This is a genomic window from Cupriavidus sp. UYPR2.512 (assembly GCF_000379565.1).
Classification (GTDB): Bacteria; Pseudomonadota; Gammaproteobacteria; order Burkholderiales; family Burkholderiaceae; genus Cupriavidus.
This window is the reverse complement of sequence record NZ_KB902987.1, coordinates 1-24,596: the sequence shown is the minus strand read 5'-3', so window position 1 is coordinate 24,596 and position 24,596 is coordinate 1. Positions and strand designations below refer to the sequence as shown.

The window sequence follows — 24,596 nt, the reverse complement described above, 5'->3', positions numbered from 1 at the left end:
TGGTCTGTCTCCCGGTCATTGGACTTGTTCTGAGGCACCATCGGCTGCGGCGATCCGGCGTTTGCGGTGCCAGGCCGTCGATGTGAGTCCAGTAGACCGCATTCGCCCGCTGGCCGGAAGCTGGCGAAAACCCGCTCGGCGAAAACCCGGATTCCTGCAGGAATGTGACAGGGCCATGATTGACAGGCTTTGCAGGGCGCGTTTGCGGCCTGCCTGCAACGCGGCATGCGCTGATCCGCTGCACCGCTGCCGACACCCGCGGCAACCTCAGCACCCATCGCGAAGCCTTTCACCATGAGCTGCTGGCGATGGCGCAGGCGGCCCACAACTCGGGCGGCATCGTGATCGCGCAGGTGGAAAGCCTGGTCGACCACCATGAGATCCTGCAGGCCATCCACGTGCCCGGCATCCTGGTCGACTACGTGGTGGTCTGCGACAACCCCGCCAACCACCAGATGACGTTTGCCGAGTCCTACAACCCGGCCTACGTGACGCCGTGGCAGGGCGAGGCAGCCGTGGTCGCAGCGGAAGCGGCGCCGCTGGCTGCCGGCCCGCTCGACGCGCGCACTATCGTGCAGCGGCGGGCGGTGATGGAGCTGGCGCGCCGTGCGCCGCGCGTGGTCAACCTGGGCGTGGGCATGCCGGCAGCGGTCGGCATGCTGGCGCACCAGGCCGGGCTGGACGGCTTCACGCTGACCGTCGAGGCCGGCCCCATCGGCGGCACGCCTGCGGATGGCCTCAGCTTCGGCGCCTCGGCCTACCCGGAGGCGGTGGTGGACCAGCCCGCGCAGTTCGATTTCTACGAGGGCGGCGGCATCGACCTGGCCATCCTCGGCCTGGCCGAGCTGGATGGCCACGGCAACGTCAATGTCAGCAAGTTCGGCGAAGGCGAGGGCGCGCTGATTGCCGGCGTCGGCGGCTTTATCAACATCACGCAGAGCGCGCGCGCGGTGGTATTCATGGGCACGCTGACGGCGGGCGGGCTGGAAGTCCGCGCCGGTGACGGCCGCCTGCAGATCGTGCGCGAAGGCCGCGTGAAGAAGATCGTCCCGGAAGTGTCGCACCTGAGCTTCAACGGGCCCTATGTGACGTCGCTCGGCATCCCCGTGCTGTACATCACCGAGCGCGCGGTGTTCGAGATGCGAGCCGGCGCAGACGGCGATGCCCGCCTCACGCTGGTCGAGATCGCCCCGGGCGTGGACCTGCAGCGCGATGTGCTGGGCCAGTGCGCAACGCCCGTGGCCGTGGCGCCGGACCTGCGCGAAATGGATGCGCGCCTGTTCCAGGCCGGGCCCCTGCACCTGTAATCCTGTCATTCGCGGCCGGCGGCGCAAGCACCGCCGCCCTATGCGGCAAGCAGACGGGCCGGCCATGGCCGGTTCGCGAGGAGGCGTGCAGCACGAATGATCGCCGCGCTGCCGCACATCAAGGCCGGCAAGCTGCGCCCGATCGCGGTGGGCTCGTCCAGGCGCGTGAGCTTCACGCCCGACGTCAAGACGGTGGCCGAGCAGGGCTTCCCGGGCTTCGACGCCACCGCCTAGGGCGGGCTGCTGGCGCCGGCCGGCACGCCCAAGGAGGTGGTGGCCACGCTGTCGGCTGAGCTGAAGAAGGCGCTGGCCGATGCGGCCGTGCAGCAGAAGATGCTGGGCGCCGGCACGGTGGCCGCTTATATGCCGCCCGACCAGCTGGCCGCGCGCATGAAGGCCGACTACAGCAAGTGGGGCAAGGTGATCCAGGACAATGGCATCCGCGGCGACTGAGTGATTCGGATGCCGCTACGGCGGCCCGGCAGAAGCTCAGGCGGGCTGCTGCCCTTGCGGCTGGCTGGCCGGCAGCGCCGGCAATGGCAGTGCCGGCTGGCAGGCGGCCGCGGCCAGGCCAAGGAACTGGCTGGAGGTGCGCAGGAAATGCTGGCAGGTCTGGCGGAAAAACTCGAAGTCCATGTAGGTCTCGGTGAGATGGGGTTGCGCGGTCCGGCCGTGGCCACCGCGCCGCCAGCATCTTGCGTGGCCGATATGACAGTTTCTTGAAATCCCGCCAGCCTGCGCCGCCAACTGTCGCGCCAGGCGCACGGCGCTGCCAGAACGCCCACTGTGCTGGCAGAGGTGCTAAAATGTAAGTCTTTGATTCTCTTGGCCAAATGCTGCAGCCAGCATGGCCGTGCCGGAACCCTCCCGGCGCCAGGCGAGAGTCAGGGCGAGATGAGTTCCAGACGCGTATCCGTTTGTGCCGGGTTCGCCTCCCGCCAGATACCGATACCCATGACCACTACGAACGCACCAGAACCCACTACCGCGGGGCAGACCGCCGTGCAGACATTCGACAGCTTCGGCCTGGACGCGCGCATCCTGCGCGCCTTGTCCGAGCAGGGCTACACCACGCCCACCCCGATCCAGGCACAGGCCATCCCGGTCGTGCTGATGGGCAAGGACATGATGGGCGCCGCGCAGACCGGCACCGGCAAGACCGCGGGCTTCGCGCTGCCGATCATCCAGCGCCTGCTGCCGCTTGCCAATGCCAGCGCCTCGCCGGCACGCCACCCGGTGCGCGCGCTGATGCTGACCCCCACGCGCGAGCTGGCCGACCAGGTCTATGACAACGTCGCGCGCTACGCCAAGCACACCGACCTGCGCAGCACCGTGGTGTTCGGCGGCGTGGACATGAACCCGCAGACCGATGCGCTGCGCCGCGGCGTGGAGATCCTGGTTGCCACGCCCGGCCGCCTGCTGGACCACGTGCAGCAGAAGGCGGTCAACCTGTCGCAGGTGCAGATGCTGGTGCTGGACGAAGCTGACCGCATGCTCGACATGGGCTTCCTGCCCGACCTGCAGCGCATCATCAACCTGCTGCCGGCGCAACGCCAGACGCTGCTGTTCTCGGCCACGTTCTCGGCGGAAATCAAGCGTCTCGCCTCCAGCTACCTGAAGCACCCGGTCACCATCGAAGTGGCGCGCAGCAACTCGACCAACGAGAATGTGCGCCAGATGGTGTACCAGGTCGAAGACGGCCACAAGCAGGCGGCGGTCGTGCACCTGCTCAAGCAGCGAGCCGAGCAAGGGCTGTCGCGCCAGTGCATCGTCTTCGTCAACAGCAAGATCGGCTGCTCGCGCCTGGCGCGGCACCTGGAGCGCGAGGGCATCAACGCCGCCGCCATCCACGGCGACAAGACCCAGACCGAGCGCATGCAGACGCTGGACGGCTTCAAGACCGGCACCATCGACGCGCTGGTCGCCACCGACGTGGCCGCGCGTGGGCTGGATATCCCCGACATGCCGTGCGTGGTCAACTTCGATGTGCCGTACAGCGCCGAAGACTATGTGCACCGCATCGGACGCACCGGCCGTGCCGGCGCCAGCGGCGATGCGCTGTCGATCTACGTGCCGGGCAATGACGAGCGCCTGCTGTCCGATATCGAGAAGCTGATCAAGCGCAGCATCCCGCGCGGCAAGCTGGAAGGCTTCGACCCGACCGGCGAGCGCGCGCGCCAGGGCGACACCGAGCGCCGCCGCGAGCGTAGCGACGTGCGCCGCGCGCGTGGCAACGGCGAGGGCGAAGAGCGCCCGCGCCGCCACGACCACAGCGCCAACCGCCAGGTGTTCCGTGCCTCGGATGATCCGTTCTTCTCGCGCCCGTACGAGCCCAGCGCCGCGAGCGTCGCCCAGGCCAAGGCGGCCGATGAAGTGGCCGCTGCACTGACCCGCGGCCGCCAGGCGCCCAAGCGGCCGGTGGCTGCCTTGCTGGGCGGCGTGCCGCGCAAGTCCTGACCCTGCTGTTGCGCAATGATGGCCCGCCTGTGCGGGCCATTTGATTTTGCGCGCCCGCTAGCCATGCGGGGGCTGCGGCAGCGTGGCCAGGCGCTGGCGCCAGGCGTCGGTGGCCTGCGCCAGCCAGCCCTGCACCTGATTCGCGCTGCTCGACAGCCCCAGGTGGGCGCCGGCCTCGCGCAGCGCATCCAGCGGTGCGCCGGTGTCGATCGCTTGCGCGCCGCTCTGCTTGCTGAGTTTTTCGCCGGTGCCGTTGACCACCACCGGCACGTGCAGGTAGGCCGGCGTGGGCAGGCCCAGCAGGTGCTGCAGGTGGATCTGGCGCGGCGTGGAGTCGAGCAGATCGGCGCCGCGCACGATATGCGTGATGCCCTGCCGGCCGTCATCCACCACTACCGCCAGTTGATACGCCCACAGTCCGTCCGCGCGGCGCAGCACGAAGTCGCCCAGCTCGGTTTCCAGGTCCTGGCACTGGCGGCCCTGCCAGCGGTCGTCGAAGCAGAGGGTGGCGGCCGGGCCATCAGGCACGCGCACGCGCCAGGCGCGCGGCAGCTTGCCGTTCAGGCCGTGGCGGCAGGTGCCGGGATAGCCCAGGGTCTGGTGCCGCTCGCGCACGTGCACCAGCGAATCGGCAATCTCCTTGCGTGAACAGCCGCAGGGGTAGAGCTGCCCGGCGGCGTCGAGGTGGCGCAGCGCATCGGCATAGAACGGTTCATGCCGGCTCTGCCACACCGGCGGCTCGTCCGGCGTCATGCCCAGGCGTTCCAGTGTGAGCAGGATGTCTTCGTCCGCGCCGCGCACGCAGCGCGGCATGTCGATGTCCTCGATGCGCACCAGCCACTGGCCGCCGTGCGCGCGCGCGTCCAGCCAGCTGGCCAGCGCGGTGACCAGCGAGCCCATATGCAGCGGCCCGGTGGGCGACGGGGCAAAGCGGCCGCGATAGCCGGCCGCGGCAACCATCGGTGCTGCCGTCACTGCTGTCACTGCCATGAGGCCTGCCCTCAGCCGGCGAAGTCGGGTTGCTGCAGCAGCGCCTGCGCCAGGCGCGGGTCTTCCAGCTTGCTGGCCCACCACTGCAGCGCCTTGCCGCGGTTGCTGGTGCGCCAGGCTACCTTGAAGTTGCCGGGCGCGCGCACCTCGACGGTCTCGCGCGCCTGCAGCACGCCGCTTTCGATATGGGGTTGCGCCATCGGCGCCGGCAGCCAGCCGCAGCCCAGCCCGCGGATCTGCGCTTCGAGCTTGTCGCGCATGGTGGGCACCACCAGCACGTCCTGCCCGGCCAGCACACCGTGGGTGCGCGCGGGCAGGTTGCGCGAGGTGTCGCCCACCGCGACGATGCGATGCCTGGCGATCTGGATGGTGGTGAGCGGGCCTTCCTCGGTCGCCAGCGGATGGTGCGCGGCCACCGCGAACACGAATGGCATCGAGCCCAGCGGCCGGATCTGGAAACCCTGCGTGCTGGGCGCATCGTAGGCGCCGCCGATCACCAGGTCGGCACGGTTGCTGACCAGCGCATCCCAGGCGCCGCCCAGCACCTCTTTGGAGAAGCGCAGCCGGGTGGCGGTATTCTCGGCATAGAAGTCGTGGATCACCGGCAGCAGCGCCCGGAAGTTGATCAGGTCGTCGACCACGATGGTGAGGGTGGCCTCCCAGCCGGTGGCCAGGCGCTTGACGCGCCGTGCCAGGTCATCGGCGGCATGCAGCAGATGGCGGCCCTCATCGAGCAGGGCACGGCCGGCCGGCGTCAGCTCGGCGCGGTGGCGGCGCCGGTCGAACAGCAGCACGTCCAGGTCTTCTTCCAGCTTGCGCACCACGTAGGTCAGCGCGGAAGGGACCTTGCCCATCTCGTGGGCGGCGGCTGCAAAGCTGCCCTTGCGTTCGATGGCGTCGAGGACTTCGAGGGATTCTAGTGAGAGTGCCATGTTCAGAAATTCTGAATGACTGCTTCTAAGGTGATCCCCGTAAATATACGCCTCAGGCCCTAAACTTCCTAGCATCAAAAGCGAAAACGTATGCCGCGACACGCTACCAAGCCGGTGCTTGCGGGCAAACAGGCTCAAGGAGGGCCATCAAAATGATTGAAATCAGAAAGTCTGCAGAGCGTGGTTACGCCGATCATGGCTGGCTGAAGTCCTTTCATTCGTTCTCGTTCGGCGACTACTATGATCCGCAATATGTGCAGTTCGGGCCGCTTCGCGTGATCAACGAGGATCGCGTCGCGCCGGGCATGGGCTTTGGCACCCACGGCCACCGCGACATGGAGATCATCAGCTATGTGCTTGAAGGCGAACTGGCCCACAAGGACAGCATGGGCAACGGCAGCGTGATCCGTCCGGGCGACGTGCAGCGCATGAGCGCTGGCACCGGCGTGCGCCATTCGGAGTACAACCACGCCGCGCACGACACCACCCACTTCCTGCAGATCTGGATCATGCCGGCCGAGAACGGCATCGACCCTGGCTATGAGGAAAAGCATTTCAACGCAGCCGACAAGCGCGGCAGGCTGCGCCTGGTGGCCAGCGCCGACGGCGCCGAGGGCTCGGTGGTGGTGCACCAGGACGTGCGCCTGTACGCCGGCCTGTTCGATGGCGACGAGGCGGCCACGCTGGCGCTTGCGCCGGGCCGCCGCGCCTATGTCCACGTGGCGCGCGGCCGGGTGATGGTCAACGGCAAGGCGCTGGAAGCCGGCGACGCAGCGAAGCTGGAAGCCGTGGGTGAGGTCGCGCTGTCTGGCGGCGATGGCGCCGAAGTGCTGGTGTTCGACCTGCCCTGAGCATTGTTCATTGCCGCATGCGAGAGCCCGCCTTCCGGCGGGCTTTTGTTTTTTGCACTGCGCGCCGGGCCCCGGCAGGTAGCGCTGTGCTATCTTCTCGCTATGCATTGCGCCTGCACCGGCACATCGCCGGCAAGCCCGCAAGGGCCAGGCCCTTGGAACACCCCGTACCAAGATGACCTTTGTTTCCATTCTCCTGGCGCTGATCGCTGAACAGTTCCGCGCCCTGGGCCGCAACAACCCGATCCACGAGATCGTGCGCGCACTCGGCGACCGCGCGGAACACGCCTTCGACACCGGCCGGCCGCGCGATGCCGCGCTGGCCTGGCTGACCGTGGTCGTGCCGTTGACCCTGGCGGTGATCGTGGTGCACTATCTGCTGGCCTCGATCAGCGTGGCGCTGACGCTCGCCTGGAATGTGCTGGTGCTGTACATGACGCTGGGCTTTCGCCAGTTCAGCCACTACTTCACCGACATCCACGAGGCCCTGAACCGCGACGACGTCCATACCGCGCGCACGCTGCTGCACGAGTGGACCGGCCTGGACACCGTCGAGATGCCGGTCTCCGAGATCGTGCGGCACACGCTGGAAGCGGCCATCATCGCCGTGCACCGGCATGTGTTCGGCGTGTTCTTCTGGTTCCTGGTGCCGGTCGGCCCCGGCGGGGTGGTGCTGTACCGCACCGCCGAATACCTGAGCCGCCACTGGAACCTGCCCTCGGCCGAGCGCAGCCCCGCGCTGGGCCGCTTTGCGGCGCGCGCCTTCTATTTGCTGGACTGGATTCCGTCGCGGCTGACGGCGATCGGCTTTGCCATCGTCGGCAACTTCGAGGATGCGGTCTACGCCTGGCGCAACCACGCGCGCAAGTGGAACGATGCCGTCAACGGCATCCTGCTTGCCAGCGGGGGCGGGGCGCTGGGCGTGCGCCTGGGCACGCCGCTGGCCGAGGACGATTCCACCGTGGTGCTGCGCGCCAGCGTGGCCGGCCCGGCCGTGGACTACGCGCCCGGCATGGAAGAGGACAACGGCGGCCCGGAACCGGTGCCGCCCGAATTCGGCACCGAGCCAGGCGTACGCACGCTGCAGTCGGCCGTGGGCCTGGTATGGCGCGCGGTAGTGCTGTGGATGCTGCTGCTCGCCATGCTGTCGCTGGCGCTCTGGGTCGGCTGAAGGGCGTTGAGAAGGGGGTGGCGCGCTAATCGCGGGCCGCGCCGCAGCGCCAGCAGGCGCCGAACTGGGCCTCGTGCCATTCCAGGCAGTGGCGGCATTGCCAGCTGGGCCCCGGCGCCGGGTTGGCGGCGGCATTGAGCACCGCCCACGCCTGCGCTTCCATCTCGTCATCCACCAGCCACACCTGCGCTGCGCTCTCCCGGAACGGGATCTCGCCGGTGGCGCCGGCCAGCCAGGTATTGCGCAATTCCGCCCGGATGCCGGCCGCCCGCAGGACGTTCCGGCAATGGGCCGCATGGACGAAGGAAGTGGCGGACAGCAGCAGTTTCATGGCAGCGCACCGGGTAGCCCAGGTGCGCTTACCTTACCACGGCTTCTGCTGGTTGGATTCGTGCAGCAACTGCATATAGAGCTGGTGGCGGCGCTCGGAGATCGCTCCCGATGCGACCGCGGCCAGCACGCCGCAGCCGGGCTCGTTGACATGGTGGCAGTTGTAGAAGCGGCACTCGGTCAGCAGCGGCCGGAATTCCGGGAAGGCGCGTTCGAGCATGCCCTCGCTCAGGTGGTACAGGCCGAATTCCTGGAAGCCCGGCGAATCGATCAGCGCACCCGGGCGGCCGTCCACGGTGCCCCATTCGGCTGGCAGGTGATAGAGCCGCGTGAAGGTGGTGGTGTGCTTGCCGGAGTCAAGCTTGGCCGAGATCTCGCGGGTCTGCGCATCCACGCCCGGGATCAGCAGGTTCAGCAGCGATGACTTGCCCATGCCCGATTGCCCGATCAGGATGCTGGCCAGCCCCGCCAGGCGCGGCTTGAGCGCGGCCAGCGCCTGCGCCGGGTGGGCGCGCACCGACAGCTCCAGCGTGTCGTAGCCCAGCTCGCGGTACAGCGCCAGGCGCCCTCGCGCTTCTTCCAGCCGGTCGGGCAGGTCGGTCTTGTTGAGCACGATCAGCGGCCGGATCTCCATCGCCTCGGCCGACACCAGCGCGCGGCCGAGCAGGTCTTCGGAGAAGCCCGGCTCGGTTGCCAGCACGATCACGACCTGGTCGATGTTGGCGGCCAGCAGCTTGGATTTGAACTGGTCGGAGCGGTGCAGCAGGTTCTTGCGCGGCGAGGCCGCGGTGATCACGCACTGGTCGGCGGCGGCGCGTTCCACGCTGACATGGTCGCCCACCGCGCAGTCGCTCCTCTTGCCGCGCGGGAAGGCATGCATGCGCGTGCCGTCGCCCAGCTCGACCACGTAGTGGCGGCCATGGGCGGCGATGATCAGCGCGGGTTCGGTGCTCGTGCCGGCATGGCTGCCGCCGCCGGCGTTGCGGTGACGCGCGGCGCGGCTCATGCGTGCGCCAGCAGGCGGTCGATCCGCTGCGCGGCGGGCGGATGCGAGTAGTAGAAGGCGCTGTAGAGCGGATCGGGCGTCAGCGTCGAGGCGTTGTCCTTGTACAGCTTCACCAGTGCCGACACCAGGTTGCCGGCATCGGTCTGGCCGGCGGCAAAGGCGTCGGCCTCGAACTCATGGCGGCGCGACGACAGGCTCGACAACGGCCCCAGCAGGAAGGTGAACACCGGCAGCGCCAGGAAGAACAGCACCAGCGCCAGCGCGTTGTTGGACACACCCAGGTTGGGCACCACGCCCAGCCCGGTGTAGAACCAGCTGCGCGTGGCCAGCCAGCCCAGCAGCGCCAGGAACACCAGGCTCAGCGCAAAGGTGACGACGATGCGCTTGGCCACGTGGCGGCGCTTGAAGTGGCCCAGCTCATGCGCCAGCACCGCCTCGATCTCGTCGCCCGACAGGCGCTCCAGCAGCGTATCGAAGAAGACAATGCGCTTGGCCGCGCCGAAGCCGGTGAAATACGCATTGCCGTGGGCGCTGCGCTTGCTGCCGTCCATCACGAACAGGCCCTTGCTGGCAAAGCCGCAGCGCTGCATCAGGGCCTCGATGCGCTGGCGCAGCGAATCATCGGTGAGCGGCTCGAACTTGTTGAACAGCGGCGCGATAAAGGTCGGGAACACCACCAGCAGGATCAGGTTGAAGGCCATCCACACCAGCCAGGTCCAGACCCACCACAGCGAGCCGGCGCGCTCCATCAGCCACAGCACCGCCAGCAGCAGCGGCAGGCCCAGCGCGCAAGCCACCACCAGCATCTTGGCCACGTCGGCCAGCCACAGGCCGAACGTCATCTTGTTGAAGCCGAAGCGCTCCTCGATGCCGAACTGGCCGTACAGCGAGAACGGCAGGTCGACCAGCCCGCCGATCAGCGCCACGCTGGCCACCAGCGCCACGCCGTAGGCATAGCCCGGACCGAAAGTGTCCAGCCAGGACTGGTTGAGCCACTGCAGCCCGCCCAGCATGGTGAAGCCGATCAGCACCGCGGCCCCGGCCAGCACCTCGAGCATCGACAGCCGGGTGCGGGCGATGGTGTAGTCCGCGGCCTTCTGGTGCGAGGCCAGGGTGATGGTGTCGGCAAAGCGCGGCGGCACCGCGTTGCGGTGCTGCGCCACATGCCGGACCTGGCGGGCGGCCAGCCAGAGCTTGGTCAGCACCATCAGCACCAGGGCGGCGAGAAAGACAATCGTGAACATCGGCAAGAGCCTTGTTGTGGGGGCGGGCGCCCGGCATTGCGCGCGGCGGGCGTCCGTTGGGACCGCCGGGCCCCGGGGTGGGGCAGGCGGCGCTCCGGGATATCCGGAAATCACCCCGGCGCTGGTGCGCAAACGGCCATTCCGGACGGATATGCGAGAATTATAAATTGTTCGCGCCCGGCCCCGCCGCGGCCGCTTTCCTGAAATCCCTTCTTCCGCAGTCCCGATGACAAGCCAAGCCACCGCCAAATCCGTCAAAAGTGAAAACAACCTGATCTGGCTGGATATGGAAATGACCGGTCTGCAGCCGGATACCGATCGCATCATCGAAGTGGCGATCGTCATTACCGACTCCGAACTCAATATCCTGGCCGAAGGCCCCGTGCTGGTGATCCACCAGAGCGACGCCGTGCTCAATGGCATGGACAACTGGAACAAAGGCACCCATGGCCGCTCGGGCCTGATCGACAAGGTCAAGGCATCGACCCTGACCGAAGAGCAGGCCGAGGCCGAGCTGCTGGCCTTTCTCAAGCGCTGGGTGCCGGCCGGCAAGTCGCCGATGTGCGGCAACTCGATCTGCCAGGACCGCCGCTTCATGGCGCGCTACATGCCCAAGCTGGAGTCGTTCTTCCACTACCGCAACCTGGACGTGTCCACGCTGAAGGAGCTGTGCAAGCGCTGGGAGCCGGCCATCCACAAGGGCTTTATCAAGCGCCAGCTGCATACGGCGCTGGCCGACATCCTGGAATCGGTCGAAGAGCTGCGCTACTACCGCACGCATTTTATCCGTCACGCCGCGCCGGGGACCGCACCGGCCGCCGACGCACCAGCCGCCGACGCACCGGCCGCCAACACGCCAGCCGCCAACACGCCGGCGCAATAACCGGGGCCAGCGGCTCCCGAAACAACAACCCACCACAAGCGACGGGCCGCCCGCACCGGGCGGCCGCGTTGCCGCCGCCGGGCGCCGTGCGCTGTCGGGGGCGTGTCCCGCCCGCCTGCCCATGCTTGAGCGCATCGTCTCCATCATCACACCGGTCATCCTGATCATCCTGGTCGGGTGGCTGTACGGGCGCAAGGCCCATCCGGACATGGCCGGCATCAACCGCGCCACGCTGGACGTGATCGCGCCGCTGCTGGTGGTGTCGGCCTTCGTCAGCAAGGATTTCGTGCTGGCCGACCAGCTGGTGCTGCTGGGCTGCGCGGTGGCGGTGGTGCTGGGCTCGGGCGTGCTGGCGTGGGCGCTGGCGCGGCTGCTGAAGGCCGATCCGCGCACCTTCGTGCCGCCGATGATGTTCAACAACTGCGGCAATATGGGCCTGCCGCTGTCGGTATTTGCCTTCGGTCCGGCCGGGCTGGCGCCGGCGGTGGCGCTGTTCGCGGCATCGAACCTGATGCACTTCACCATCGGCATGAAGATCGTCAACCGCCATGCGTCGATGGCGCAGATCGCCCGCAATCCCATGGTGCTGGCTACCGTGGCGGGCGTGGCGCTGGCGCTGGCGCGGCCCTGGTTCACGCTGCCGGACCCGGTTTACCAGTCGGTCAAGCTGCTGGGCGACGCCACCGTGCCGCTGATGCTGTTTGCGCTGGGCGTACGCATGAAGGACGTCAGCCTGCGCAACTGGGGCATAGGCCTGGTCGGTGCCGCTGCGTGCCCGCTGACAGGCATTGCGGTGGCGCTGCTGCTGGCGCAGTGGGTGCCGCTGACCGAATTGCAGCGTGGCCTGCTCTTTGTGTTCGCCGCGCTGCCGCCGGCGGTGCTGAACTTCCTGGTGGCGGACCATTTCCGGCAGGAGCCGGACCAGGTGGCGTCGATCGTGCTGCTGGGCAATATCGCCGCGGTGGTGTTCGTGCCGGTGGGGTTGTACCTGGGCTTGCGCTGAGGCGCGGGAAGGGGGAGCCCGCAGGCGGGCGCCTGCGGGCGATTGGTGCGATTGGTGCGATTGGCGAGATTACGCCGCGGGCTTGGCCCGCACGGCGTTTTTCGGGCGCCAGGCCTTGACGATGGCTTCGTCGGTTTCCATGTAGGGGCCGCCGATCAGGTCGATGCAATACGGCACCGCAGCAAAGATCCCTTGCACCACGGCCTTGCCATCGGCATCGCGCAGGCCCTCCAGGGTCTCGCGGATGGCGCGCGGCTGGCCGGGCAGGTTGACGATCAGCGCGGCGCGGCTGGCGGTCTCGCGGATCACCGCCACCTGTCGCGACAGGATCGCGGTCGGCACGAAATGCAGGCTGACCTGGCGCATCTGCTCGCCAAAGCCGGGCATTTCCTTGGTGCCCACGGCCAGCGTGGCCTCGGGCGTCACGTCGCGGCGCGCCGGGCCGGTGCCGCCGGTGGTCAGCACCAGGTCGCAGCCGGCCACGTCGACCAGGTCGATCAGGGTGCGCGAGATCTGCGCCTGCTCGTCCGGGATCAGCCGTTCCACCGCCTGCCAGGGCGTGGTCAGCGTGCGCCCGAACCACTCGCGCAGCGCCGGGATGCCTTCGTCCTGGTAGGTGCCGGCCGAGGCGCGGTCCGAGATCGAAACAAAGCCGACAACGAGTTCGTCGGGACGGTTGCGGACAACCGGCTGCGTGGTCTGGGTCATGCCTCGGGCTCCGTAGGGGGTTGGTCCTCGGCGGCGCCGGCCTTGCCGTCCTTCACGTCCAGCGCCGTCTTGATCGCCTGGAACAGCTCGCGGAAATAGCGCGGCGGCTTGCTTTGCTCTTTTTCCTTGCGCGCGTTGCGGATGGTGTTGCGCAGCGCCTGCACGTCGATGCCGGGATGCTCGGCGAGGAAGCGCGTCAGCGCCGCGTCGTCGGCCAGCAGCAGCTCGCGCCAGCGCTCGATCAGGTGCATGCGGGCGGTTTCGGCCTTGCTGGTGCCCTTGAAGCCCTCCAGCGCTTGCCGGATCACCTCGACCTCTTCGTCCTCGAGGCCGCGCATGATCTTGCCCACGAACTGCATCTGGCGGCGCTTGCCTTCGTGGCTGTTGATGCGGCGGGCCTGGTGGATGGCGTCGGCCAGTGCTTCGGGCATGGGCACGCGCGCCAGGCGGTCCTTGGCCAGCGCTTCCAGCTCGGCGCCAAGGTCCTGCAGGGCGGTCATGTCGCGCTTGCGCTGCGACTTGCTTTTCGGTTCGTCGTCTTCCGGTTCGGGCGCAAAGCCTCCGGGAAAGCGCGAGCCATTCGGATTACGGGAATTTCGCGTCATGCCCGGCATTTTATCTTGCTATGATTGCCGCTTGGACTTTTGATGACACCCGCCCAGCATGGACCAGATCGCAGAACAGACCGCGCACTTCACCTACACCCAGGCCCAGCTCAGCGAGATGGCCGCCGATGTGCTGCGCGTTGCACGCGAACTTGGGGCGACCGACGCCGCCACCGAGATCTCCGAAGGCAGCGGCCTGTCGGTATCGGTACGCAAGGGGCAGGTGGAAACCATCGAGCAGAACCGCGACAAGGTGGTCGGGGTCACGGTCATGATCGGCAAGCGCCGCGGCAATGCCAGCACCTCTGACTTCTCGCCGGCCGCTCTGCGCGCCACCGCCGAGGCCGCCTACAACATCGCCCGCTTCACGGCCGAGGACGATTGCGCCGGCCTGGCCGAGGAAGAACTGCTGGAACGCGCGCCACAGGACCTGGAACTGTTCCACCCGTGGGCGCTGGACGCCGAGCGCGCCATCGACATCGCCACCCGTGCCGAGGCCGCCGCCTTCGCGGTGTCGCCGCGCATCCGCAACAGCGACGGCGCCAGCGTGTCGGCGCAGCATTCGCAGTTCGTGCTGGCGACCACGCGCGGCTTCTCGGGCGGCTACCCGTATTCGCGCCATTTCATCTCGTGCGCGCCGATCGCCGGCAGCGGCAGCGGCATGCAGCGCGATGACTGGTACTCGTCCAAGCGCTCGCCGCTGGCGCTGGCCGCGCCCGAGGACATCGGCCGCTACGCCGCCGAGCGCGCGCTGGCGCGGCTGCAGGCGCGCCAGTTGTCCACGCGCCGCTGCCCGGTGCTGTTCGAGGCGCCGCTGGCCGCGGGGCTGCTGGGTGCCTTCGTGCAGGCGGTGTCGGGCGGCGCGCTGTACCGCAAATCCACCTTCCTGTGCGATTCGCTGGGCCAGGCCGTGTTTGCCCCGCATATCCAGATCCATGAGCAGCCGCATACCCCCGGCGCCATGGGCAGCGCCCCGTTCGACGAGGAAGGCGTGCGCACCCGCGCCCGCGACGTGGTGCGCGACGGCGTGGTGCAGGGGTATTTCCTGTCGACCTATTCCGCGCGCAAGCTCGGCATGCAGACCACCGGCAACGCCGGCGGCTCGCACAACCTGACGCTGACGAGCTCGCTGACCGAGCCCGGCGACGACTTCCCGGCGATGCTGCGCAAGCTTGGCACCGGCCTGCTGGTGACCGAGCTGATGGGGCAGGGCGTCAACTACGTGACCGGCGACTATTCGCGCGGCGCCTCGGGCTACTGGGTCGAGAACGGCGTGATCCAGTACCCGGTGGAGGAAATCACCATCGCCGGCAATATGGCCGAGATGTTCCAGCGGATCGTCGCGATCGGCGCGGATTCGCTGGTGCGCGGCACCAAGGAAACCGGCTCGATCCTGCTTGAGCAGATGACGATTGCCGGCACCTGAGCGGCGCGTGCCAGCCAAAGAAAAAGCAGGCCGGCCGGCCTGCTTTTTTTGCGCGCGCAACGCCTTACGACTCGTCCGACGGCGGCCGCTCATACGTGACGAAGGCATAGTCGAAGCCATTCGCCTCCGAATGATGCGTTTCGCGCGCGGTTTCAATCCATTGGGTGCGGTCGATCGCCGGGAAAAAGGCGTCGCCCTCCACCTCCGCGTCAATCTCGGTCACCACCAGCCGGTCCGCGCACGGCATCGCCTCGGCATAGAGCTGCGCGCCGCCGATCAGGAAGATCTGCTCCGCGCCCACGCACAGGCGCTGGGCGTCTTCCAGCGAGGCCGCCACCTCGGCGCCTTCGACGCGCAGGTCCGGGTTGCGGCTGACCACGATATTGCGGCGCCCTGGCAGCGGGCGGCCGATCGAGTCCCAGGTCTTGCGGCCCATGATCACGGGCGCGCCCATGGTGGTGCGCTTGAAGTGGGCCAGGTCTTCCGGCAGGCGCCAAGGCAGCGTGTTGTCGCGGCCGATGGTGTTGTTGCGCGCGCGCGCGACGACCAGTGTCAGCAGCGTCATACGGCCACCGGTGCCTTGATGGCGGCGTGCGACTGGTAGCCAACCAGTTCAAAGTCTTCGTAGCGGTAGTCGAAGATGCTGTCGGGCTTGCGCAGGATCTTCAGCTGCGGCAGCGCCAGCGGCTCGCGCGCCAGCTGGGTCTGCACCTGCTCGAAATGGTTGTTGTACAGATGGCAGTCGCCGCCGGTCCAGACGAAGTCGCCCACTTCCAGCCCGGTCTGCTGCGCCATCATGTGGGTCAGCAGCGCATAGCTGGCAATATTGAACGGCACGCCCAGGAAGATATCGGCGCTGCGCTGGTAGAGCTGGCACGACAGCCGGCCATCGGCCACGTAGAACTGGAAGAACGCGTGGCAGGGCGGCAGCTTCATGCGCGGGATGTCGGCCACGTTCCAGGCCGATACGATCAGGCGGCGCGAATCCGGGTTGGCGCGGATCTGCGCCACCAGGTCGGTGATCTGGTCGATATGGCGGCCGTCCGGCGCCGGCCACGAGCGCCACTGCGAGCCGTAGACCGGACCCAGTTCGCCGTTCTCGTCGGCCCACTCGTCCCAGATGGTGACGCCGTGCTCCTGCAGCCAGCGCACGTTGGTCGAGCCCTGCAGGAACCACAGCAGTTCATGGATGATCGACTTCAGGTGCAGCTTCTTGGTGGTGACCACCGGAAAACCTGCGCGCAGGTCGAAGCGCATCTGGTAGCCAAACACCGAGCGCGTGCCGGTGCCGGTGCGGTCGGCCTTGTCGGTGCCATGCTCGTACACATGGCGCATGAAGTCGAGGTACTGTTTCATCGGCGCGGGGCGGGATGGGAAGTGACGCGGGCGCTGGTCCCGCAAAACTGGCATTTTAAAGCAAAAGGGCCATCCCTCAGGATGGCCCTTCACCGGGCTGGCGGGGACGGGTGCCCCGCCATGCCTGGCGCGGCCTGCCGCCTTAGTGGCTGCTGGCCGGCTGCTGCACGCGGCGCTTCTGCACCAGGTAGCCGGCGCCCAGCACGCCGCCGACGATCAGCACGTACAGGCCCCAGTTGACCGCCGGGTTGGCTTCGAAGAACGCCTTGATCATCGGCTCGTGCACGATCATCTTGACCGCCGTGAACGCCAGCACGCCCGCGCCCAGGTAGATGATGACCGGGAAGCGGCTCATCAGCTTGAGCACCAGGCTGGAGCCCCACACCACGATGGGGATGCTGATCAGCAGGCCCAGCACCACCAGCAGGAAGCTGCCGTGCGCGGCGCCGGCCACGGCCAGCACGTTGTCCACGCCCATCACCGCGTCGGCGATGATGATGGTCTTCATTGCGCCCCACAGGGTCGAGGCGCCCGAGCCGTGCCCCTCGCCGTCGCCTTCATCGGACAGCAGCTTGTAGGCAATCCACACCAGCGCCAGGCCGCCAATCAGCATCAGCCCCGGAATCTTCAGCAGCCAGACCACGCCGATCGTCATGGCCGAGCGCACCACCACGGCACCGACGGTACCCCAGATGATGGCCTTTTTCTGCAGGTGGGGGGGCAGGTTGCGCGCCGCCAGGGCAATCACGATGGCATTGTCGCCGGCCAGCACCAGGTCAATGACGACGATGGACAGCAGTGCCGTCAGGAACTGCATCGTGAACAGATCGGTAAACCACTCCATGAACTCTCCTCAGGGTACGAATCAGCGCTAGTGCGCGTTGGGTTCGCCTGGATTCACGGAGCACGGGGAGCGTGGGGCCGCCTTTGCAAACCATGAGAACCAGGTTGCAAAGGTCTTGCTCGACCACTGACGCGGTATGCGCGCCTGTGGTCAGCACAACCGGGGACACAGGTCCCGGAATGACGATTGTGCTAAGGGCATGGGCCCCGGAGCTACTCCCCTTTGAGGGACACGACCCGTTGGGGTCGCGTTGGGGCGCATTATAAACGAACCGCAACGGATATGCCTCATTGGGAAAGATACTGACTCAAGGTTTCGATGTGCCGCATACGGCCCCTATGGGCATCTTGCGGTGCGCGATCCGCCGGATGGGCCTATCCTTTAAGCTCGGCTTCGCCCGATGCGTCCCGGACCGCACAGGGAGGTGTTGCGGAGACCGGCGCGCACGACATGTACAGCGCGGCCTTGGGAATACGCAGTGAAGCAGTGACCATTCGCGATCACACAAGGAAACGACATGCCGGCTGTCCCGAATCCGCCGAATACTCCTCCCTTCCAGAACAAAGCCCCGCAGACACCTCTCCCTCCGCTGAACCACCACAACGGCCATGCGGCCGCACCGCCCGCCCTGGTCGCGCTGGCCAATGGCCGCGCGCACTGGCCGCCGCCCCAGCCGGAGTTCGTGCAGCAGTACCGCGAGGACAGCGGCGCGCTGCGCGAGCAGGTGCTGGCCGGGCTGCGTGCCGGGCAGGCCGCCATCAGCCCCAAGTTCTTCTACGACGTGCTGGGCTCGCGCCTGTTCGAGGCCATCACCGACCTGCCGGAGTACTATCCGACCCGCACCGAGGCCGCGATCTTTGCCAGCGCGGCGCCGGCCATTGCCGCGCGTGCCGGCAGCGGCTGCGTGCTGGTGGACCTGGGGGCGGGCAATTGCGAAAAGGCTGCCAGGCTCTTTGGCAGCCTGCGTCCGGCGCAGTACGTGGCGCTGGATATCTCGGTGGAGTTCCTGCGCGCGACGCTGTCGTCGCTGCAGCAGCAGCATCCCGAGATCCCGATGCTGGGTCTGGGCGCCGACCTGTGTGCGCCGTTCGATTTGCCCGCCAAGGTCAGGCGCGGCAGGCGGCTGTTCTTCTATCCGGGCTCGAGCATCGGCAATTTCGCCCCGGTCGAGGCCCTGGCATTGCTGCAGCGCATGCGCGGCGCGGCCGGGCGCGGCGACGGCGTGCTGATCGGAGTGGACCTGCACAAGGACGAAGCCACGCTGGTGTCTGCCTATGACGATGCGCTGGGCGTCACCGCCGCGTTCAACCGCAACGTGCTGCGCAATGTGAACCGCATCGTCGGCACGGATTTCTCGCTGGACGACTGGCGCCATGTGGCGAGCTTCGACCGCGCGGCATCGCGCATCCAGATGCATCTGCAGGCGTGCCGCGACGTGCGCGTGCAGTGGCAGGGCGGGGCGCGCGAGTTTGCCGCCGGCGAACGGATCCATACCGAGGACTCCTACAAATACCGCCCTGAGGACTTCACGCTATTGCTGGAAGCCGCCGGATTCGATGACCCGGTGTACTGGACCGACCCGAGCGGCTGGTTCGCCGTGTTCCACGCGCGCGGCTGATCCGCCCGCGCGGGCGCCATGGGGCAGGGATGGCAGGTAGTGTCATAATGGCCGCAGCTGGCCTGGCGTGCGAGCGCCAGGCCAGCAGTTGCCTGCTTCGGTCACTGCCTGTCCACTGTTGACTCCCTGCACGGACTTTCCCGATGAGCGGCTTTCCCATGCTTCCCGATCTCTACTTCACCGGCGGCAAGGCGATCTGGTCCGACCCGCGCCGGCTGCCGCGCGAAGGGCTGGCGCAGGCGCTGGTCGATGCGCGCAACCGCACGCTGGCGTGGCTGGCACCGTTCGGGCAGACGCGCCGCGCCTGGGACGTGCCGCATCAGTACGATGCCGATCCGCCGTTGTGGACGCTCGGGCACGTGGCCTGGCATGCGGAGTGGTGGTGCCTGCGCGGCGTGCGCCAGGTGGACCGCGGCGGCGTGCCGGTGCCAGTGGCGTCCGAGCCGTCGCTGCTGGACGGCGCCGACGAGTGGTTCGACCCGGACCGCATCGGTCCCGACGAGCGCTGGGAGATCACGCTGCCAGACGTCGCGGTGATCAAGCGCTATGCCGCCGACGTGCTCGACGGCGTGCTGCGCCGGATTGCGCTGCTGCCCGACGACAGCGACCTGACCCTGTACCCGTACCGCCGCGCGCTGCTGCATGAGGATGCGCAGGGCGAAGGCGTGGCCGCGCTGTTGCAGGCGCTGGGCATGGCGCCCACGGAGGCCATCGGCGCCGGTCCGGTGCAGCCTGCGGGGCATGGCGGCACGCTGCATTTCCCGGGCGGTCGCTTCACGCTCGGCTGGAGCGATCCCGACGGCTTTGCCTGGCCGGATGAACTGCCGCCGCAGCCCACCTACGTACCCGCATTTGAAATGGACATGGCGCCGGTCAGCAACGCGCAGTTCCTCGAGTTCGTCGAGGACGGCGGCTACGAGCACCCGGCGTGGTGGTCGTCAGCGGGGCGCCAGTGGCTGATGACGCAGGAACGCTCGGCACCGCGCTACTGGTCGCGCCATCCGGAATCGCGCGCCTGGATGGTGGAGCGCTTCGGCACGCTGCGCACGCTCAATCCGGATGAGGCGGTGCGCCACGTCACGCTGTACGAGGCGCAGGCGTGGTGCGTGTGGGCGGGGCGGAGGCTGCCGGCGGAATCGGAATGGGAACTCGCCGCGACGCAGAACCGTGGCCTGCAGTGGGGGGCGCTGCGTGAGTGGACTGCCACGCCCTATGAGCCGTACGCGGGATTTGCCGCCGCGCCGTCCGACAGCGACGTGGTGGGGCGCTTTGGCACGCACCAGGCGGTGCGCGGCGTGTCGTTTGCCAGCCCCGCGCGGCTGCGCCATGTGCGGGCAAGGTGGGCGCGGTTGCCGGAAGATGATCTTTCCTTTATCGGTTTTCGCACCTGCGCGCCGTAGCGGGCTGGACGCGACAACGGAAAAAGGGCACCCGAGGGTGCCCTTTGTTCTGCCTGGCAGGTGCGCTTAGCGCACCACCACATCAACGCTCGTAGCGCGAGCGGCTGTTGCGGTTGCCGTTGCCGTTGCCATTGCCGCCGAAACCGCCAAAGCTGCGATTGCCGTCACGGTTGCCGTCGCGGTTGCCGAAGCTGCGGCCTTCGCCGTTGCCACCGGTGTTGCCACCGGTGTTGCCACGATAGCCGCCGCCGGTGCGGTCGCCGAAGCCACCACGGTTGTTGTCGCCAAAGCTGCGGGCGGCGCCGTCGCGGTTGCCGAAACCACCGCGGTTGTCGTCGCCGAAGCTGCGGCCGCCTTCGCGGTTGCCGAAGCCACGCGCACCGTCGTTGGCGCCGCGGTAGCCGGCGCCCTGGCCGCCCTGGCCCTGGCCACGGTAGCCGCCTTCACGATTGCCGAAGCCGCCGCGGTTGTCGTCGCCGAACGGGCGTGCGCCTTCCGGGCGGTTGCCGAAGCCACGGCTCTCGCCGCTGAACTTGCGCTCGCCGAAGCCGGTGCGGTTCTCGCCGCCGCCGAACTTGCGGTCGCCGAAGCTGCGTTCGCCGCCACGGTAGCCGCCGCCATTGCCGCGGAAGTCACCGCGGCCGCCGCTCGGCTTGCCGCCGAAGTTGGAACGCGGCTTGGGCGAACGGCGCGGCTCCAGGCCTTCGATTACCGAAGCGTCGATGCGCTGGTTGGTGAAGCGCTCGATTCGCTTCCACTGGAACATGTCGTTGTGGTTCACCAGGTTGATGGCGGTGCCCGAGCGGCCCGCGCGGCCGGTGCGGCCGATGCGGTGCACGTAGTCCTCGGCCTGCTTGGGCAGGTCGAAGTTCACCACGTGGGTGATATCGGGCACGTCGATGCCGCGCGCGGCCACGTCGGTGGCCACCAGCACGCGCAGGTTGCCGCGGCGCAGCGCGGTCAGGGTGCGGTTGCGCGCGCCCTGGGTCATGTCGCCGTGCAGCGCGCCGGCGGAGAAGCCGGTGTCGGACAGGCGCTCGGCCAGCGAATCGGCATCGCGCTTGGTCGCGGTGAAGACGATGGCCTGCTTGAGCGACGCATCGCGCAGCAGGTGGTCGAGCAGGCGTTCCTTGTGCGACATGTCGTCGGTGAAGTGCAGGCGCTGCTCGATATGGCTCTGGTCGGCGCGGGCCGCGGCGATCTCGATGCGTTGCGGATCCTTCAGCTGGCGCGAGGCCAGCTGGGCGATGCGCTGGTCGAGCGTGGCCGAGAACATCAGCGTCTGGCGGGTCGTCGGCGTGGCGGCCACGATGGCGTCGATGTCGTCGGCAAAGCCCATGTCGAGCATGCGGTCGGCTTCGTCGAACACCAGCATGTCCAGTGCCGACAGGTCGATGCGGCCGGCGTCGATATGGTCGAGCAGGCGGCCCGGCGTGGCCACCAGGATGTCAGGCATCTTGGACAGCGCGGCCAGTTGCTTGGGGTAGGGCATGCCGCCCAGGATGCTGGCGCACACGATGCGGCGCAGGTTGCGGCCGTACTTGGCGGCAGCTTCAGTCACCTGCAAGGCGAGTTCGCGGGTCGGCGTCAGCACCAGCAGCGCGGGCTGCGCGGGCGACGGACGGGGGCGCTTGCCCTTCATGCGCTTGACCGGCTCGTCCGGGCGCGGACGGTTCGGGGCAGCCTTTTCGCTGATGCGCTGGATCGCGGGCAGCATGAACGCGGCGGTCTTGCCCGAGCCGGTCTGGCTCGAGACCAGCAAGTCGCGGCCGGCCAGGAAGGCCGGGATGGCCTGGGCCTGCACCGGCGTGGGCGTGTTGTAGTTCAGTTCGGAGAGGGCGCGCAGGATGGCCGCATCGAGGCCAAGCTTGGCGAAACCGCTTTCCACGGCCGGGGCTTCTTCAACTGCCGGGCTGGGGTTGAGCAGGGCGTCGAGCTTGTCGAGCGGGCTCTGGACAGCGTCGGAAGTGATCGAGGCGTCGGTCGCGGAGGCAATAGCTTGCTCCGCACGAATGTCGTGCTGGGTCATGTCGGAATGGTCAAATAAATGCATGGCACCCCGGCAAAGCAAAATGGGGTGGGCGCAGTGCAAAGTCTTAAAAAGGCTTCGGCGCCAATCGGTGAGGCCGTTACGACAGACACAGCTGGCAGTACGGCGGCAGGCAGGGCGGTGGCTGGTCCCGCTAGGCGGTCCGGCCGTATCCCTGGCAGGCAAACAGCTCAGGTTTCAGGCTGTTCAACAGGATCGGAGACGAGGCGACGTCAGGTGAGCGGTGCGTTCTGCTGGGCGGCTGGGGCCATGAGTGATGACTAGGCGACCGGCAGCGAGGAAACAGAGCTTGGGAGGGCAGCGGATTCGCCGCGGCAGGAAGCCGGGCGCTTGGCGGATCTCACAGTTGCGAAACTCACGGCGCGGATTATAGCAGAGTACGGAATTTTTGTTGCACTGCGAAAACGTAACCGGATATGTCAGGCGCTCGTCACCTTCCAGACGCGCCCCGCACCACGCTGGTTGAAAGCCGAAAACCCCCGCCTATACTGGAGGCGCGAGCACACAGGATGCCCGCACGGGGCGGACGAAAACGCTCCCGCTTGACCTCTTCCAGCGGCATTGGGCCGCTGTTCGCGGCGAGCACTGCGGTCATTGACTCCAAGCGCCAGTCTTCCTGCGACTCTCCGGGTGGTCCGGATGGGCGTCCGCAACATGCTTCATGGGCGGAATCATGGGAAGCCTGCCTGGAACAGAATGACCGAACTGCTGACCGCGTGACCCAGGTGGTCCGGGCCCGTCCGCATCCAAAGCCCGCCAGCGATGGCGGGCTTTTCATTGGGTGCCTTCCTATTGCTATTGCGCGTTCGATTCTTGCTGCTCAGTCCTCGGCATCCTTGCCCGCTGCCTTGCGCGGCAGGCGGCCCAGCGGCTGCTCCTGCGGCATCACATAGCGATTGCCCGGCAGCCCGCCCGGGTAGTCGACGATGCGGGTGGTGCCCTGGCGCCGCAAGCCATGCCATGCCTGGCCGCCGGCGGTGCGTCCGCCGCCCAGGATGGTGGTCATGGCCTGCCGGTCGAGATCGATGCTGTCGGGCAAATCCTTGATGACGATCACTGCCATGGCTGTCTCCGGTCAAGTGGGGCCACGGCCATGCGGCCGCGGGACCGCTTCAGTATAGGCGAGGCGGTCCGCGGGCTTGCCCGCGTGCCCGCCGCGCGGTGCGCTCAGACGGCGGCGAAATTGCCGGCCCATTGCGACGGGTCCACGTTGACGCGCACCGGGCCGACGCCAGGGCCGATGCTGCCGACGTTGTTGAGGGTGTTCACCTTGGTGAGCTGGACCTGCGCGGCGTCGACTCGCTGCTGATCAGTTGTGCGGACATCCAGGTCGGCGCCGTCGTCGCGGAGATCGAGCGGATGGGCAGGCCGGTCATTACCAGCAATCAGGCGCTTCTCTGGCATTGCCTGAAGACACTCGCCCTGCCGGACCGGCCGCCTGGCTACGGCGCGCTGCTTCGCAGGGAGTTTGAGTGAACTCCATCCGAGCCGTCCTAGCCTGGCAGGCCACTCTCAATACCCTGCTGGGCCCGCCACATATGCGCAGGCACGGGACGACGCCCGGATATGTATTCGTCTGGCCAACAGTGCCGTGAAATGAGTTGGCCAGCGCCCAACACCGATTCGGCCTGACGGTGCATCGCAAAGCGCCGGAATCCTTTGAAAAATCTTTGTTTTTCAAGACCTTACGAATTTTGATGCAACACTCTCCGTGGCATGGCATGGCCCGTGCTCTATAGCCTTCGAGCGCAACAACGTGCTCTCCCAACCGAACCCCAAGGAGATTTACCATGCAATCGACCCTCATGATCAAGGATCTGCCGCTCGACAAGGAACTCGACGGCAAGACCATGTCCGCTGTGCGCGGCGGCCACGCCGTCTCTGTTGTCGGCGGCAATGCTCAAAACGTCATCGGTGGCGGCGGCTTTGCCAGCCCGACCATCGGCGTGCAGGTCGGGCCGACCGTGAACACGATCGACGCGAGCTCGCACTTCAGCCTGAAGATGCCCACCATGCAGAACTTCGGCAACGGCACCCAGGCGGCCGTGCTGTAACGCTGCATGCGGGAGTCCTGCCGAGGCGGAACTCCCTCAACCGAACCGAACCCCCAGGAGACGTACCATGCAATCGACTCTCATGATCAAGGATCTGCCGCTCGACAAGGAACTCGACGGCAAGGCCATGTCCGCTGTACGCGGCGGTAGCGCCTACTCTGTTGTCGGCGGCAACGCTCAGAACGTCGTCGGCGGCGGCGGCTTTGCCAGCCCGACCATCGGCTTGCAGGTCGGGCCGACCGTGAACACCATCGACGCGAGCTCGCACCTCAGCCTGAAGATGCCCACCATGCAGAACTTCGGCAACGGCACCCAGTTGGCCGCGCTGTAACGGGATCGAGATGCGTCGCCCCCCGCTTCA

Annotated in this window: 25 protein-coding genes and 2 pseudogenes; 13 read left to right on the top strand and 14 right to left on the bottom strand. The window is 67.7% G+C overall.

Annotated elements, in window-relative coordinates; all coding sequences use genetic code 11:
* Positions 1-230: 230 nt before the first annotated feature.
* Both A3A5_RS38675 and A3A5_RS38670 read left to right on the top strand, forming a co-directional pair.
* Positions 231-1,307, top strand: a pseudogene (locus A3A5_RS38675) (malonate decarboxylase subunit alpha); the annotation flags it as partial.
* A 96-nt stretch (positions 1,308-1,403) separates the two neighbouring features.
* Positions 1,404-1,760, top strand: a pseudogene (locus A3A5_RS38670) (Bug family tripartite tricarboxylate transporter substrate binding protein); the annotation flags it as partial.
* 36 nt (positions 1,761-1,796) lie between these two features.
* On the opposite strand, the gene A3A5_RS44080 reads toward A3A5_RS38670, so the two are convergent.
* Positions 1,797-1,943, bottom strand: coding sequence for a hypothetical protein (locus tag A3A5_RS44080; RefSeq protein ID WP_018311625.1), 147 nt, complete (start codon positions 1,941-1,943; stop codon positions 1,797-1,799).
* Between the two features lie 318 nt (positions 1,944-2,261).
* Between A3A5_RS44080 and A3A5_RS0116325 the strand changes: the two genes are divergently transcribed.
* A complete protein-coding gene (locus tag A3A5_RS0116325; RefSeq protein ID WP_026200836.1) occupies positions 2,262-3,764 on the top strand; it encodes a DEAD/DEAH box helicase in 1,503 nt (500 codons plus the stop codon).
* Positions 3,765-3,821: 57 nt separating this feature from the next.
* On the opposite strand, the gene gluQRS is transcribed toward A3A5_RS0116325, so the two are convergent.
* Both gluQRS and A3A5_RS0116315 read right to left on the bottom strand, forming a co-directional pair.
* Complete coding sequence (gluQRS, locus tag A3A5_RS0116320) at positions 3,822-4,754, bottom strand: tRNA glutamyl-Q(34) synthetase GluQRS (RefSeq protein WP_026200835.1); 933 nt, start codon at positions 4,752-4,754, stop codon at positions 3,822-3,824.
* Positions 4,755-4,765: 11 nt separating this feature from the next.
* Positions 4,766-5,686 (bottom strand): LysR family transcriptional regulator, encoded by a 921-nt coding sequence (locus A3A5_RS0116315; protein WP_018311622.1) that lies wholly within the window; start codon positions 5,684-5,686, stop codon positions 4,766-4,768.
* A 152-nt stretch (positions 5,687-5,838) separates the two neighbouring features.
* Here A3A5_RS0116315 and A3A5_RS0116310 point away from each other — a divergent pair, with 152 nt between their 5' ends.
* Positions 5,839-6,537 carry a pirin family protein gene (locus A3A5_RS0116310; RefSeq protein WP_018311621.1) on the top strand — a complete coding sequence of 233 codons (699 nt, stop codon included), beginning with the start codon at positions 5,839-5,841 and terminating at the stop codon, positions 6,535-6,537.
* A 175-nt stretch (positions 6,538-6,712) separates the two neighbouring features.
* A complete protein-coding gene (locus A3A5_RS0116305; RefSeq protein ID WP_018311620.1) occupies positions 6,713-7,708 on the top strand; it encodes a CobD/CbiB family protein in 996 nt (331 codons plus the stop codon).
* Positions 7,709-7,733: 25 nt separating this feature from the next.
* On the opposite strand, the gene A3A5_RS0116300 is transcribed toward A3A5_RS0116305, so the two are convergent.
* Genes A3A5_RS0116300 through A3A5_RS0116290 form a run of 3 tightly spaced genes read right to left on the bottom strand, consistent with a single transcriptional unit; the run spans position 7,734 to position 10,288 of the window.
* Positions 7,734-8,039: a putative signal transducing protein gene (locus A3A5_RS0116300; protein ID WP_018311619.1), complete on the bottom strand. Its 306-nt coding sequence runs from the start codon at positions 8,037-8,039 to the stop codon at positions 7,734-7,736.
* Between the two features lie 33 nt (positions 8,040-8,072).
* Positions 8,073-9,044 carry a ribosome small subunit-dependent GTPase A gene (gene rsgA / locus A3A5_RS0116295; protein ID WP_018311618.1) on the bottom strand — a complete coding sequence of 324 codons (972 nt, stop codon included), beginning with the start codon at positions 9,042-9,044 and terminating at the stop codon, positions 8,073-8,075.
* The gene (locus A3A5_RS0116290) at positions 9,041-10,288 is read right to left on the bottom strand and encodes a M48 family metallopeptidase (RefSeq protein WP_018311617.1); all 1,248 of its coding nucleotides are present in this window, start codon (positions 10,286-10,288) and stop codon (positions 9,041-9,043) included. The genes rsgA and A3A5_RS0116290 overlap by 4 nt, the downstream gene beginning before the upstream one ends.
* 226 nt (positions 10,289-10,514) lie before the next feature.
* Between A3A5_RS0116290 and orn the strand changes: the two genes are divergently transcribed.
* On the top strand, positions 10,515-11,171 hold the full coding sequence (gene orn / locus A3A5_RS0116285) for an oligoribonuclease (RefSeq protein WP_018311616.1): 657 nt from the start codon (positions 10,515-10,517) through the stop codon (positions 11,169-11,171).
* Positions 11,172-11,292: 121 nt separating this feature from the next.
* On the top strand, positions 11,293-12,174 hold the full coding sequence (locus A3A5_RS0116280; RefSeq protein WP_018311615.1) for an AEC family transporter: 882 nt from the start codon (positions 11,293-11,295) through the stop codon (positions 12,172-12,174).
* A gap of 69 nt (positions 12,175-12,243) precedes the next feature.
* On the opposite strand, the gene mog is transcribed toward A3A5_RS0116280, so the two are convergent.
* Positions 12,244-12,882, bottom strand: a complete 639-nt coding sequence (gene mog, locus A3A5_RS0116275) for a molybdopterin adenylyltransferase (protein ID WP_018311614.1) — start codon at positions 12,880-12,882, stop codon at positions 12,244-12,246.
* The gene (gene yjgA / locus A3A5_RS0116270) at positions 12,879-13,487 is read right to left on the bottom strand and encodes a ribosome biogenesis factor YjgA (RefSeq protein ID WP_304412937.1); all 609 of its coding nucleotides are present in this window, start codon (positions 13,485-13,487) and stop codon (positions 12,879-12,881) included. Before yjgA ends, mog begins: the two co-directional genes overlap by 4 nt.
* A gap of 58 nt (positions 13,488-13,545) precedes the next feature.
* Here yjgA and pmbA point away from each other — a divergent pair, with 58 nt between their 5' ends.
* The gene (gene pmbA / locus A3A5_RS0116265; RefSeq protein ID WP_018311612.1) at positions 13,546-14,913 is read left to right on the top strand and encodes a metalloprotease PmbA; all 1,368 of its coding nucleotides are present in this window, start codon (positions 13,546-13,548) and stop codon (positions 14,911-14,913) included.
* Between the two features lie 64 nt (positions 14,914-14,977).
* On the opposite strand, the gene A3A5_RS0116260 is transcribed toward pmbA, so the two are convergent.
* The 3 genes from A3A5_RS0116260 to A3A5_RS0116250 all read right to left on the bottom strand — a co-directional run bounded on the left by A3A5_RS0116260 (position 14,978) and on the right by A3A5_RS0116250 (position 17,113).
* A complete protein-coding gene (locus A3A5_RS0116260; protein WP_018311611.1) occupies positions 14,978-15,478 on the bottom strand; it encodes a dihydrofolate reductase in 501 nt (166 codons plus the stop codon).
* The gene (locus A3A5_RS0116255) at positions 15,475-16,269 is read right to left on the bottom strand and encodes a thymidylate synthase (RefSeq protein WP_018311610.1); all 795 of its coding nucleotides are present in this window, start codon (positions 16,267-16,269) and stop codon (positions 15,475-15,477) included. Before A3A5_RS0116255 ends, A3A5_RS0116260 begins: the two co-directional genes overlap by 4 nt.
* A 142-nt stretch (positions 16,270-16,411) precedes the next feature.
* Positions 16,412-17,113 carry a TerC family protein gene (locus A3A5_RS0116250; protein ID WP_018311609.1) on the bottom strand — a complete coding sequence of 234 codons (702 nt, stop codon included), beginning with the start codon at positions 17,111-17,113 and terminating at the stop codon, positions 16,412-16,414.
* A gap of 517 nt (positions 17,114-17,630) precedes the next feature.
* Between A3A5_RS0116250 and egtD the strand changes: the two genes are divergently transcribed.
* Positions 17,631-18,731, top strand: coding sequence for an L-histidine N(alpha)-methyltransferase (egtD, locus tag A3A5_RS0116245; protein WP_018311608.1), 1,101 nt, complete (start codon positions 17,631-17,633; stop codon positions 18,729-18,731).
* 143 nt (positions 18,732-18,874) lie between these two features.
* Positions 18,875-20,131 carry an SUMF1/EgtB/PvdO family nonheme iron enzyme gene (locus tag A3A5_RS0116240; protein ID WP_026200833.1) on the top strand — a complete coding sequence of 419 codons (1,257 nt, stop codon included), beginning with the start codon at positions 18,875-18,877 and terminating at the stop codon, positions 20,129-20,131.
* Between the two features lie 82 nt (positions 20,132-20,213).
* On the opposite strand, the gene A3A5_RS0116235 is transcribed toward A3A5_RS0116240, so the two are convergent.
* From A3A5_RS0116235 to A3A5_RS44820, 3 genes are all read right to left on the bottom strand, one after another.
* Complete coding sequence (locus A3A5_RS0116235) at positions 20,214-22,160, bottom strand: DEAD/DEAH box helicase (RefSeq protein ID WP_018311606.1); 1,947 nt, start codon at positions 22,158-22,160, stop codon at positions 20,214-20,216.
* Between the two features lie 841 nt (positions 22,161-23,001).
* Positions 23,002-23,244, bottom strand: coding sequence for a hypothetical protein (locus A3A5_RS0116230; RefSeq protein ID WP_018311605.1), 243 nt, complete (start codon positions 23,242-23,244; stop codon positions 23,002-23,004).
* A gap of 104 nt (positions 23,245-23,348) precedes the next feature.
* A complete protein-coding gene (locus A3A5_RS44820; RefSeq protein ID WP_232431363.1) occupies positions 23,349-23,567 on the bottom strand; it encodes a hypothetical protein in 219 nt (72 codons plus the stop codon).
* Here A3A5_RS44820 and A3A5_RS44815 point away from each other — a divergent pair.
* The 3 genes from A3A5_RS44815 (at position 23,484) to A3A5_RS0116215 (ending at position 24,566) form a co-directional block, all read left to right on the top strand.
* The gene (locus A3A5_RS44815; RefSeq protein ID WP_232431362.1) at positions 23,484-23,657 is read left to right on the top strand and encodes a hypothetical protein; all 174 of its coding nucleotides are present in this window, start codon (positions 23,484-23,486) and stop codon (positions 23,655-23,657) included. The two genes, A3A5_RS44820 and A3A5_RS44815, sit on opposite strands and share 84 nt — an antisense overlap.
* Before the next feature lie 314 nt (positions 23,658-23,971).
* Positions 23,972-24,235 carry a hypothetical protein gene (locus tag A3A5_RS0116220; protein WP_018311603.1) on the top strand — a complete coding sequence of 88 codons (264 nt, stop codon included), beginning with the start codon at positions 23,972-23,974 and terminating at the stop codon, positions 24,233-24,235.
* A 67-nt stretch (positions 24,236-24,302) separates the two neighbouring features.
* On the top strand, positions 24,303-24,566 hold the full coding sequence (locus tag A3A5_RS0116215) for a hypothetical protein (RefSeq protein WP_035812743.1): 264 nt from the start codon (positions 24,303-24,305) through the stop codon (positions 24,564-24,566).
* The last annotated feature ends 30 nt before the right edge of the window (positions 24,567-24,596 follow it).